The 9,426-nt window shown below is 72.3% G+C and carries 9 protein-coding genes; 3 read left to right on the top strand and 6 right to left on the bottom strand.

Annotation, left to right across the window (positions count from 1 at the left end):
- Positions 1-349: 349 nt before the first annotated feature.
- The 3 genes from AB0M70_RS23070 to AB0M70_RS23060 all read right to left on the bottom strand — a co-directional run bounded on the left by AB0M70_RS23070 (position 350) and on the right by AB0M70_RS23060 (position 3,508).
- On the bottom strand, positions 350-1,507 hold the full coding sequence (locus AB0M70_RS23070) for an ROK family transcriptional regulator (RefSeq protein WP_365822159.1): 1,158 nt from the start codon (positions 1,505-1,507) through the stop codon (positions 350-352).
- 109 nt (positions 1,508-1,616) lie between these two features.
- Positions 1,617-2,279, bottom strand: a complete 663-nt coding sequence (locus tag AB0M70_RS23065; protein WP_365822156.1) for a response regulator transcription factor — start codon at positions 2,277-2,279, stop codon at positions 1,617-1,619.
- Between the two features lie 14 nt (positions 2,280-2,293).
- On the bottom strand, positions 2,294-3,508 hold the full coding sequence (locus tag AB0M70_RS23060; protein ID WP_365822154.1) for a histidine kinase: 1,215 nt from the start codon (positions 3,506-3,508) through the stop codon (positions 2,294-2,296).
- A gap of 108 nt (positions 3,509-3,616) precedes the next feature.
- On the opposite strand from AB0M70_RS23060, the gene AB0M70_RS23055 reads away from it, so the two are divergent.
- From AB0M70_RS23055 to AB0M70_RS23045, 3 genes are all read left to right on the top strand, one after another.
- Positions 3,617-4,549: an ATP-binding cassette domain-containing protein gene (locus AB0M70_RS23055; protein WP_365822152.1), complete on the top strand. Its 933-nt coding sequence runs from the start codon at positions 3,617-3,619 to the stop codon at positions 4,547-4,549.
- Between the two features lie 2 nt (positions 4,550-4,551).
- The gene (locus AB0M70_RS23050; protein WP_365822150.1) at positions 4,552-5,289 is read left to right on the top strand and encodes an ABC transporter permease; all 738 of its coding nucleotides are present in this window, start codon (positions 4,552-4,554) and stop codon (positions 5,287-5,289) included.
- Between the two features lie 75 nt (positions 5,290-5,364).
- The gene (locus tag AB0M70_RS23045) at positions 5,365-5,877 is read left to right on the top strand and encodes a hypothetical protein (RefSeq protein ID WP_365822148.1); all 513 of its coding nucleotides are present in this window, start codon (positions 5,365-5,367) and stop codon (positions 5,875-5,877) included.
- Positions 5,878-5,956: 79 nt separating this feature from the next.
- Here AB0M70_RS23045 and AB0M70_RS23040 read toward each other — a convergent pair whose 3' ends face one another.
- The 3 genes from AB0M70_RS23040 to meaB form a co-directional block, all read right to left on the bottom strand.
- Positions 5,957-7,036 (bottom strand): enoyl-CoA hydratase/isomerase family protein, encoded by a 1,080-nt coding sequence (locus AB0M70_RS23040; protein WP_365822146.1) that lies wholly within the window; start codon positions 7,034-7,036, stop codon positions 5,957-5,959.
- Between the two features lie 48 nt (positions 7,037-7,084).
- Positions 7,085-8,329: an alpha/beta hydrolase gene (locus AB0M70_RS23035; protein ID WP_365822144.1), complete on the bottom strand. Its 1,245-nt coding sequence runs from the start codon at positions 8,327-8,329 to the stop codon at positions 7,085-7,087.
- A gap of 90 nt (positions 8,330-8,419) precedes the next feature.
- Positions 8,420-9,424: a methylmalonyl Co-A mutase-associated GTPase MeaB gene (gene meaB, locus AB0M70_RS23030; RefSeq protein WP_365822142.1), complete on the bottom strand. Its 1,005-nt coding sequence runs from the start codon at positions 9,422-9,424 to the stop codon at positions 8,420-8,422.
- Between the last annotated feature and the right edge of the window lie 2 nt (positions 9,425-9,426).

Raw genomic sequence — 9,426 nt, 5'->3', positions numbered from 1 at the left:
CTGCAAGCCGGGCTTTCTGCCCCGATTCGAGCCGGTGTCTCGGTGCGCAACGCGCCCGTTGCGACGGCCGTTTCGCTGGGCGGTGGGGCAGCGTCGCGATGCAAGCCGGGCTTTCTGCCCCGATTCGAGCCGGTGTCTCGGTGCGCAACGCGCCCGTTGCGACGGCCGTTTCGCTGGGCGGTGGGGCAGCGTCGAGATCCAGGACGACCGGGCTTTCTGCCCCGACCCGAGCCGGTGTCTCAGCGCGCAACGCACCCGTTGCGACGGCCGTTTCGCCGGGCGGGGCGGGCGGTGTCGAGATGCGCCGTGGTCTTGGGCGCCCGGCTCCCCGAAGCTCGATCGCGGCGGTTTAGCGTCGTGCCGTCACCGTTCCCTCGACCGCGAACAGTTGCTCCTCGACGTGGTCGAGGGCTAGGCGCAACGCGCCCGTTGCGACGGCCGCTTCGCCGAGCATCGACAGGGCGACCCGGGGAGGTCGCAGGCAGTAGCGCGCCAACTCGCGGCGCAGCGGTTCCAGTACACCGTCGAGACCGGCGGCCCAGCCGCCCACGACGACCAGCTCGGGATCCAGGGCGAGCACCAGCGCGGCCACGTCGTGCACCAGACGCTGGATGAACCGTTCGACGGCTTGTTGAGCCCGCTCGTCGCCCTCGCGCGCGTGGGCGAAGACGTCCGCCACCGCCTGCTCGTCGAGCGGATGCAGGGGCTCGTCCGTGGTCGAAAGGAGCGTCTCCGGGGTCACGTCACGGCCCAGGAGATGCAGTGCGCCGATCTCCCCGGCGGCGCCGCCGTAGCCGCGGTGCAGCCGTCCGCCGATCAGCGCACCGGCCCCGGGGCTGAGCCCGGCGAGGACGAACACCACGTCATCGGACTCGGTCGCCGCACCCTTCCAGTGCTCGGCCACGGCCGCCGTGTTCGCGTCGTTCTCCACCAGGACCGGGCACTTGAAGGACCGGCGCAGGCGCTCGCCCAGCTGCAGGCCGGTCCATTCGGGCAGCGCGGTGCCCAGCCGGACCGTGCCGTCCGCCTCCACGATGCCGGGGCTGCCGACTCCCACCGCGCGCAGCGAGCTGCGGGCGATCCCGCCGCGGCGCAGCAGATCGGCGACCGCCATCCGCAGCCGCTCGAGGCGCTCGTCGGCCGGGGCCGTCTCGTCCACGGCCTTCGCGGCCGAGCCGAGCACGCGGCCGTCCAGATCCGAGAGGACCGCCGCGACCCGGTGCGGGCCGATCTCCAGGCCGAGCAGATGCCCCGCCTCGGCCCGGAAGCGGAACCTCCGCGCGGGCCTGCCCTGGCGTCTGGCCGCGCCTTCCTCGGCCGCGGTCTCCACCACGAGCCCGGCCTCGATGAGCCCCTCGACCACGCCTTCGACGGTCGGCCTGGAAAGCCCCGTCACCCGGGTGATCTCGGTGAGTGTCGCGAAGTCCGCCGCACGCAGCGCGTGCAGCACCACCGCGGAGTTGATCCGCCGCAGCAGAGAGGGATCCCCGCCGGTCAGCCGCCCCAACGTCCGTCCTCCCAGCTCGTGCGCATGTTGGGCGGATCGTACTCGCCGGGACCGGCCGCTGCGAGTGCCGGGCCCACCTGTGACCCAGAGTGCCGGTCGGCCGTCGCCCTCACCCGGGTGCCACGAAACCGGATTCGTACGCGGCGATGACCGCCTGCGTCCGGTCCCTGGCCCCCAGCTTCGCCAGCACGGAGCTGACGTGCGACTTGACCGTCTCGGCGCCCACGATCAGCTCCGCCGCGATCTCCGCGTTCGACAGGCCGCGTGCCATCAGGCGCAGCACGGCCGACTCGCGCTCGGTGAGCGCGGCCCGGTCCAGGGCGTCCCTGGCCGCGGCGTTGCCCGGCCGCCGCCCGTACTCCCCGGCCAGCTGCCGCACCGCCGCGGGAAACAGCAGCGACTCACCCTCCGCGACCAGGCGGACGGCGTTCACGATCTCCGTCGGCCGGGCGCGCTTCAGCAGAAAACCGTCGGCGCCCGCGCGCAGCGCCTCGTACACGTACTCGTCGTTCTCGAAGGTCGTCACGACGAGGATCTTCGGGGGGTCCTGCACGGTGCGCAGGACGGCGCGGGTGGCCTCGATGCCGTCCAGGAGCGGCATGCGGACGTCCATGGCGACCACATCCGGCCGCAGTTGGCGCACGAGCGGAATCACCGCGGCGCCGTCGGCCGCCTCACCGACCACCTCGATGTCGGGCTGCGCCTCGAGGACGGCGCGCAGCCCGGCGCGTACGAGGGGCTCGTCGTCGACGAGGAGGACAGTGACCGGCATCCGGTCAGCGTAGATCACCCGAGAGGCAGTTGGACGTGCACCTGCCATTCGCCGTCCCGCGGCCCCGTGGCGGCCCGGCCGCCGAGCAGCGTGGCCCGCTCCCGGATGCCGCGAAGGCCGCTGCCGCCACGCCCGGTGGCCTCTTCTCCCGTGGGCAGAGGATTGCGTACGCCGATCTCCAGGGCTGCCGCGTCGACCGCGAGCCGCACCTGTACCGGGACCGGTCCGGAGTGCCGCAGCACGTTCGTCAGGGCCTCCTGGAGCATGCGGTAGGCCTCGCGGGACACCGGGCCGGGCACCCGCTCCAAGGGGCCCGTCACTTCGACGTCGACCTTCGCCCCCGAAGCGCGCGCGGAGTCCAGGAGTTGGCCGGCGTCGGCGAGCGTGGGGCGGCGGCTCGCGGACTGCCCGTCCTCCCGCAGCACGCGCAGGACACGCTCCAGGTCCTCCAGGGCGGCCCGGCCCGTCTCCTCGATCGCGCCCAGCGCGCGGTCGGTGAACTCGGGGTCCGCGGCAGCCCGCGCGGCGCCCGCCTGGACGACCGCGACGGTCAGCGCGTGGCCGATGGAATCGTGCAGTTCACGGGCGATGCGGTTGCGTTCGAGAAGCTGCTCGGTGCGCTCCTCCAGGGCGGCCAGGCGCTCCTTGGGAGAGGGGCCGAGCAGCCGCCGGGCGGCCGTCGCCATCAGCCGGCCCGCCACCACGGCCAGCGCGAGAAGGGCCAACAGGGGAAGCGGGGCGAGCAGCGCGTTCGTCCAGCTCGCGGCGGGAACGGGGAAGAGCACACCAGGGTCCTCGCCGGGCTCCGTCACCGATCCGAGCAGGGCCAGCATGGTCCCCAGCAGCTGCACCGTGCAGAACGCCGCCGCGGCCCCCGCCTCAAGGCGCAGCACGAGCCACACCGCCGTCCTGCCCCGGTCCCGCCAGGACGCGGAGGGAGCGACGGACACGCCGGGATCCTCGTCGGCGCCCGGCACGCGCGCGTGCTGCCCCGGAAACAGCATCAGGCGGGCCTGCAGTCCCTCCGCCCGGCGTATGGACGGCAGGAGGGCGACGGCGGCCACCAGGGGGATCGGCTGGAGAGCAATCAGCATCCAGTCGGCGAACGCGGGGTCGCTGAGCCCGGGGTAGATGAAGGAGATCATCAACGGAATGGCCGCGCCGATGAGCAGATGCAGCCAGCGCGTGTAGGTCACCGCGCGGGTGAGCGGCCTCAGGAAGCGGGACATCGCGTCATCGTGCCAGCCGGCCGCCGCCGTCCGGCTCCCCCGTGAGGGGGAGACGCGATCCCCGGGCGGGGGAAGCCCCACCCCCCTTACGGCCGCCAGTCTGGGCCCATGACCAGCATCGACGTCCAAGACCTCAGCAAGGAGTACGGCACCACCCGCGCGGTGGACGGACTGACCTTCACCGTCCGCCCGGGGAAGGTCACCGGGTTCCTCGGCCCCAACGGCGCGGGCAAGTCCACCACGATGCGGCTCGTCCTCGGCCTGGACCGGCCCACCTCGGGCACCGCGACGGTGGGCGGACGAGCTTACGCGGCCATCGACGAACCCCTGCACCACGTGGGAGCCCTGCTCGACGCCCAGGCCGCGCACGGATCGCGTACCGCACGCAACCACCTCCTCGCCCTCGCCGTCGCCAACCGCATCCCCGCGCGGCGCGTGGACGAGGTCCTCGAAGAGGCCGGGCTCGCCACCGTGGCCGGGCGCCGGATCAAGACGTTCTCCCTCGGCATGCGCCAGCGCCTGGGGATCGCGGCCGCGCTGCTCGGCGAACCGCGCGTCATCATGCTGGACGAGCCGTCCAACGGCCTCGACCCCGAAGGCATCATCTGGATCCGCGAACTCCTCCGCCGCCTCGCCCGCGAGGGCCGGACGGTCCTCGTGTCCAGCCATCTCATGAACGAGACCGCCACGTTCGCCGACCACCTGGTGGTCCTCGGCCGCGGAAAGCTCCTCGCGGACACCTCGATGGCGGACTTCATCGCGGCACACAGCAGCCCGCGGGTCCGCCTGCGCACCTCGGAGAGCGACCGGCTGCGCGGCCTGCTGCGGGACAAGGGGTACGCGATGACGCACGGGGAGGACGGCCGCTGGACCGTGGACGGCGCGAAGGCCGACGAGATCGGCTCCCTCGCGGCCGCACACGGCATCCCTCTCCTCGAACTCTCCGACCAGCAGGCCTCCTTGGAGCAGGCATACCTCTCCCTCACGGCCGACGACGCCGAGTTCGCCGCCGCCCCTTCGACGCCCCGCCAGGAGGCCTGACCATGCGGACGACCGCCGTGCTCCACTCGGAGTGGATCAAGATCAAGTCGGTGCGGGCCAGCCTCGGATCGCTCATCGCCGTCTTCGCGGCCACCGTCGCCGTCACCGTGCTCGCGTTCGCCGCGGTCGGCACGGCGGAGGCGGACAACGCCGACTACGAGCCGCTCTTCGGCGCCTTCTACGCACTCAACTTCGGCCAGATCGCCGCCATCAGCTTCGGCACGACGGCGATGTCCTCCGAGTACCTGAACGGTGCCCTGCGGATCTCCCTCTCCGCGGTGCCGCGCCGGGGACTCTTCTTCGGGGCCAAGGTCGCGGTGGTGGGCGCCCTGGCGCTCGGTGTCGGGGTCCTCACCAGCTTCGCCGGCTTCCTGACCGGTCAGGCCTTCCTGGGGGAGTACGCCATCGGCCTCGGCCACGACGGTGCCGTACGGGCGTGCGTCGGCGGCGGGGTCTACCTCGCGCTCATGGCGCTCCTCGCCGCCGGTCTGACCGTGCTGCTGCGCAGCGGGGTCGCCGTACTCAGCATCCTCATCCCGTTCACGCTCATCGTGTCCTTCGTGGTCGGGGACGTCGCGAGCGGCGCCGCGGAGTACCTCCCTGACCGGGCGGGACAGCAGGTGCTGCACGAAAACCCGGCGGGAACTCTCGGCCCGTGGACCGGACTTGCCGTCACCGCGGCCTGGGCGGCCGTGGCGCTGCTGGCGGGCTGGTGGGCGCTGCGGCGGCGTGACGCGTGAGGCAGGTGTCCGGATGGTGACCTCGGGGGCCTGACGGCGGGCCAGTTGTCAGTGGTGGCCGCTTTACTGGATGCCATGAGTACCGCAGAGCATCTCGCCGCGATCGACCTGCTGCGCTCACGGGAGTTTCCCGCGGAGCACGGCAGGTCGCCGTCCGGCGTCGGCGGTCCGGGGTATCACATCGCCGAGTTACTGACGAGCGGCGACTTCTGGGAGGACGACGGCACGCGGTGGGAGGCGACCTCGGATCAGTACGACGCCGAGCGCGACGCCCTGACGGTCCTGCTCGCGGAGCGCTGGGGAGCGCCCCAGATATTCAGCCTGGCGAGCGTCTTCGAGCGGACGCAGGGCGGTGCGTACGGCTACGACGACTACGACAGGGACGGCGACAACGGGGATGAGGCGGCCGAGGGCGAAACCGTCGAGGCGGAGGACATACCGGAGCCGTGGGGCTCGCTGAGTTCCTCGGTGCCCGACCTCCATCTCTGGCGGGCCGGCGGGCGGTGGATAGCTCTCGGTGTCTCGCAGTGGGACAAGGAGCTGCCGTTCCAGCTCCTCGCCGTGATCACGGAGATCGATCCGCCGTAGCGGACGCGAATGGGGCGACCGCGGCGCGGGGCGACGTCCGCCTCGCGCCGGCGCCGCGGCACGAGGCGGGGCGGGCGGATCAGGTGCGCCGCGGACCCGGCCCGGCGGCGAGGCCGAGCTCGTCGCCGACGCGCGGGGCGAAGTGGCGGGCCACCTCCGCGTCGCTCACCTGTGAGAGTTCGGCGGGGGACCAGTGCGGGTCACGGGTCTTGTCGACGACCTGGGCGCGGATGCCCTCGACCATGTCCGGCGCGGTGAGGGCGGTGGCCGACACGCGGTACTCCTGGTCGAGCACCTGCTCCAGGGAGGCGAGGGCGCGGGCCCGGCGCAGGGCGGCGAGAGTGACCTTGAGGGAGGTCGGCGACTTGGAGAGGATGGTCTCGGCCGCCTCCTTGGCGGCGTGGTCACCGGATGCGAAAAGCTGCTCGACGATCTCCTCCACGGAATCGGCGGCATAGCAGGCATCGATCCAAGCACGGTGGGCCGCGAGTTCGCCTTCGGGCGCGGCGGTGGCGTACTCCGCGACCACCTCGCTCACGTCGGCGCCGCCCAGCGCCTCCGTGAATTCCGCCAGTAGCTCCGAGGGCACGTAGTGGTCGGCGAGACCGCACAGGACGGCGTCGCCCGCGCCCACCGCCGAGCCGGTCAGCGCGAGGTGGGTGCCGAGTTCGCCGGGCGCCCGCGACAGCAGGTACGTACCGCCGACGTCCGGCACGAAGCCGATCCCCGTCTCCGGCATGGCGATCCGGGAGCGCTCGGTGACGATCCGCACGCTGCCGTGCGCCGACACGCCGACCCCGCCCCCCATCACGATGCCGTCCATGACGGCCACGTACGGCTTCGGGAAGCGGGCGATACGGGCGTTGAGCCGGTACTCGTCACGCCAGAAGGCGAGGGAAGCGGCACCGCCACCCGCACGGATGTCGTCGTGGATGGACCGGATGTCACCCCCGGCACACAGCCCCCGCTCACCGGCCCCGGTCACCACGACGACGCCGACGGCGTCATCCCCCTCCCACCCGGCGAGAGCGTCGTCCATCAGCCGGACCATGGCGTGGTTGAGGGCGTTGATGGCACGGGGCCGATTAAGAACGATGTGCCCCACGCGACCGTAGTGACGCAGAAGAACGGGAGCTTCGTCGGAGTCAGCGATGGACATGGTGCAGAAGGCTCCTTCAACGACGGACGATGACACGGCCCAACCTACTCAGGGCGAGTGGAACGTGACCTCCGGGTTCGTCGGGGTGGGGCCGTTCAGCAGGGGGCGGTTCTTGTCGGTGAGGTGTTTGTCGAAGAACGCCGTCACGTATGCGGTGGTGATCTCGCCCGATCGCTTGCCGGAGAGCGGGGCCGTCGGGTCGGTCCTGTTGAGCTGGGAGCCGAGGATCGGCAGGTCGGTGAAGGTGAGGTGCCCGGAGTCCGCGACCGTCAGCCAGCGCTTCCAGCCGTGCAGGCGGTTCCACTGGCGGGGCCAAGTGGCGTCCTCGGCAGAGGGGTTGTGGCCCTTGAGGGTGCCGAGCATGAGGGCGGGGCGGCCGGTGCCGGCGGACGGGACCGGGGCGAAGAACGTGCCGTCCAGGTTGGCGGCGGCGCGGACGCGGCGGTCCGTTCCTGTGGCCACGGCCGCCGCGTTGCCGCCGAGCGAGTGACCGGCCGCCCCGATCCGCCTGGGGTCGATGAGCGATGAGTAGTCGGGGTGCCTGCCGTCACCGGGCTGGGCGGTTCGCGCGGTCAACTCGTCGATGACGAAGGAGATGTCCGCGGCCCGGTTCCGTGCGGCCTTGGCCAGCATCTTCCTCTCTCCGGCGTCGCCGTTCGGTGCGTCCTCGACCTTCTCGCACGCGACACAGGTGCGGATGCGCGACGAGCCGTCCCGGCCCGGGAACGCGGTCCCGAAGGACTCGTACGCGTGGTCGACGAGAGCGACGAGGTAGCCGTGGGACGCCAGTGTCTCCGCGAGCGTGGTGAGGGTGGCGCGATGCAGCGTGAAGCCGGGGGAGAGGACGATCAGCGGGTGCTTGCCCCCGGCGGGGCGGGCGCCGGGGCGGGCGTTCGTGCGGACGGAGGTCAGCTGCCCGGCGTCGTACAGCTTGTCCAGCTTCTGCCCCTTCAGGAGCAGTTCGGCCTCTTCGGTCGCCAGGTACGGAGCGCGGTCACCGTCACCCGCGCCCTGCCGGGCCGGGTAGAAGACGGACACCATCAGCTCCCTGGCGCCCGCCGAGGGCACCCACGGGTCGCGACGCTTGTCGTCCACGAGATGGAGGGTGTCCCGTCCGATCGCGTGCGGGCCGGAGGGGCGTGGCAGAGCGAGCTCGGATGCGGTGGGGGAAGGGGAAGCCGTACCCGCCGATGACGAGCCGCCCTCCTCGGCGCAGGCCGCCACGGAAGGAGTGGCGAGGGCGAGGGCCAGCAGAGCGGTGACGGCGTTGCGCCGTGTGCGGATTCTGATCATGCCCTGGAGCCTATGAACCGCGCAGAGCCGTCGACAGCGACGAAGGTGTGGAGCAACCCCCTACTTTAGTAAGGGGTTTCGGGCCGGACATCAGGCCGACCGGCCCCCGTCCCCCTGGAACGCCTCCAGAATCCGCTCGGCCGCCGTCGTGGCCGTCAACGTGCCCTCGCGCACCCGCTGTTCGAGCTCAGGGGCGAGGTCTCGGACCTGAGCGTGCCCCCGCAGCCGGTCCAGGAGTTCGTCCCGCACCATCGTCCACGTCCAGTCGACCTGCTGGTCCCGTCGCTTGGCGGCGAGGCGGCCCGTCGAGTCGAGGAGCGTGCGGTGCTGCTCCAGGCGGTCCCAGACCTCGTCCAGGCCGCTCGACTCCCGGGCACTGCAGCTGAGCACCGGGGGAGTCCACGCCGCGTCCGCCGGGTGCATCAGGCGCAGGGCGCCCGCCAGTTCACGTGCCGCCGAGCGAGCGTCCCGCTCGTGCGGGCCGTCCGCCTTGTTGATGGCGAGGACGTCCGCCAGTTCCAGGACGCCCTTCTTGATGCCCTGGAGCTGGTCGCCCGTACGGGCGAGGGAAAGTAGCAGGAACGAGTCGACCATGTTCGCGACCGCCGTCTCCGACTGGCCCACGCCCACCGTCTCCACGAGCACCACGTCGTAGCCCGCCGCCTCCATCACCACGATCGACTCGCGCGTCGCCTTCGCGACCCCGCCGAGCGTCCCGGCGGTGGGCGACGGACGCACGAACGCCGCCGGGTCCACCGCGAGGCGCTCCATCCGCGTCTTGTCGCCGAGGATCGAACCCCCCGTCCGGGTCGACGACGGGTCGACGGCCAGGACCGCGACCCGGTGCCCGAGCCCGGTCAGCATCGTGCCGAGCGCGTCGATGAACGTCGACTTGCCCACGCCCGGCACCCCGCTGATGCCGATCCGCCGCGCCCGCCCGCTGTGCGGAAGCAGCTGGGTCAGCAACTCCTGGGCCAGGGCGCGGTGTTGGGGCCGGGTCGACTCGACGAGCGTGATGGCGCGCGCGATCTGCGCCCGCTTCCCGTCGAGTACGCCCTTGACGTACGCGTCGATGTCGATCCGCGGCGCCGCCATGC

It is taken from the genome of Streptomyces sp. NPDC051214 (genome assembly GCF_040682375.1).
Classification (GTDB): domain Bacteria; phylum Actinomycetota; class Actinomycetes; order Streptomycetales; family Streptomycetaceae; genus Streptomyces.
The sequence above is the reverse complement of the archived record's forward strand: the minus strand, read 5'-3'. Positions and strand labels throughout refer to the sequence as shown.

What these genes read in the sequence shown, in the direction of transcription:
- AB0M70_RS23035 (WP_365822144.1), bottom strand. Translation starts at nt 8,329, where the DNA reads ATGATCAGAATCCGCACACGGCGCAACGCCGTCACCGCTCTGCTGGCC.
- AB0M70_RS23055 (WP_365822152.1), top strand. Translation starts at nt 3,617, where the DNA reads ATGACCAGCATCGACGTCCAAGACCTCAGCAAGGAGTACGGCACCACC.
- AB0M70_RS23060 (WP_365822154.1), bottom strand. Translation starts at nt 3,508, where the DNA reads ATGTCCCGCTTCCTGAGGCCGCTCACCCGCGCGGTGACCTACACGCGC.
- AB0M70_RS23050 (WP_365822150.1), top strand. Translation starts at nt 4,552, where the DNA reads ATGCGGACGACCGCCGTGCTCCACTCGGAGTGGATCAAGATCAAGTCG.
- meaB (WP_365822142.1), bottom strand. Translation starts at nt 9,424, where the DNA reads ATGGCGGCGCCGCGGATCGACATCGACGCGTACGTCAAGGGCGTACTC.
- AB0M70_RS23045 (WP_365822148.1), top strand. Translation starts at nt 5,365, where the DNA reads ATGAGTACCGCAGAGCATCTCGCCGCGATCGACCTGCTGCGCTCACGG.
- AB0M70_RS23040 (WP_365822146.1), bottom strand. Translation starts at nt 7,036, where the DNA reads ATGTCCATCGCTGACTCCGACGAAGCTCCCGTTCTTCTGCGTCACTAC.
- AB0M70_RS23065 (WP_365822156.1), bottom strand. Translation starts at nt 2,279, where the DNA reads ATGCCGGTCACTGTCCTCCTCGTCGACGACGAGCCCCTCGTACGCGCC.